1 protein-coding gene is annotated in these 1,250 nt (G+C 66.2%); it reads right to left on the minus strand.

Annotated elements, in window-relative coordinates; translation table 11 throughout:
- On the minus strand, window positions 1-1,202 hold a 1,202-nt coding region (locus tag M3667_RS16525), incomplete at its 3' end, for an IS30 family transposase (RefSeq protein ID WP_308196486.1).
- Window positions 1,203-1,250 lie beyond the last annotated feature (48 nt).

Here is a 1,250-nt window from a genome sequence, read left to right on the forward strand (position 1 = left end):
AGTTCGGTCAGCATGGCATGTGGGCTGCGGAACTTGAGGGTTTCGCGTGGGCGGATGTTGAGGAGCCGTTGGGTTTCGGCGAGGTCGTCGTCGGTGACGGTATTGAAATCGGTGCCTTTTGGATAGAAGTCGCGGATGAGGCCATTGGTGTTCTCATTGGTGCCGCGCTGCCAGGGCGAATGCGGATCGCAGAAGAACACCGGGCATCCTGTCTTGACGGTGAATGCCTTGTGGGATGCCATTTCGGTGCCCTGATCCCACGTGATGGTGCGAGCGAGAGTCGCCGGAAGATGTTCGATCATCCGCGCGAGAACGTCGGTGACGGTGGTGCTGTCGCGGGTTCCGGGAAGCCGCCCCAGCAGCGCGTAGCGCGTCTTGCGTTCGACCAGGGTGACGATGCCGGAGTTGCCTGGCCCGACTACCAGGTCCCCTTCCCAGTGCCCGGGAACGGCGCGGGCGGTGACTTCCGGGGGCCGGTTGGATAACCGCGCGCCCTCCAACCAGGGCCGGCTCGATCGCGGGGGAAGCTTCGACTGCGGAAGGCGTCCTTTCCGCCCTGATCGCAGGGCCTTTTCGACGGTGAGTTCGTGGCGCAGTGCGCCTCGACCCTGCAGATACAACGCTTGGTAGATCGTTTCGTGGGACACCTGCATCTCCGCCCGATCCGGGAACGCCCGCTTCAACTCACCCGCAACCTGCTGCGGGGAGTACTTCGCGTTCAAGCGTGACACGACCTCCGCCCGCAACGCCGGGCCCGCCAACTTGCCAACCCGAGTCCGCGGACGAGCTCGCACCGCCCGGTAATGCGCGATGCCCGCGTCGTAAAACAGCCGATCCCAATGCCGCACCCGATGCGCGCGGATCTCCCGCGACACCGTCGAGGCAGCCACCCCCAGCTCCCTCGCGATCGCACGAACGCCCCACGGCGTCGGCGACGCCAACGCCGCCTGGATCAGCGAACGATCCGCCAACGTCAACCGCCGATACGACCTGCCAGGCGATCCCGACACCACCCGCCCCAGATCCGCCGGCTCCGCCCCGCCGACACGACCTTCACGCACTTGCATGCCCGACAGTCTCGCCCACCGCCCGATCGTCACGCGATCGACACCCGACCACCGCGACACTGCCTCCATCGACTGACCCCCAGCCACCGCCCGCAGAACCGCAGCCCGCTCCTCCCACGCCAACTTCTTCGGCATCCGCAACCTCCCCACGCGAGGGTGTTGCGCTAAGAACTGGAGACCACC

The sequence above is a fragment of the Microbacterium sp. P26 genome, assembly GCF_023712585.1.
GTDB classification, from domain to species: Bacteria; Actinomycetota; Actinomycetes; order Actinomycetales; family Microbacteriaceae; genus Microbacterium; species Microbacterium algihabitans_A.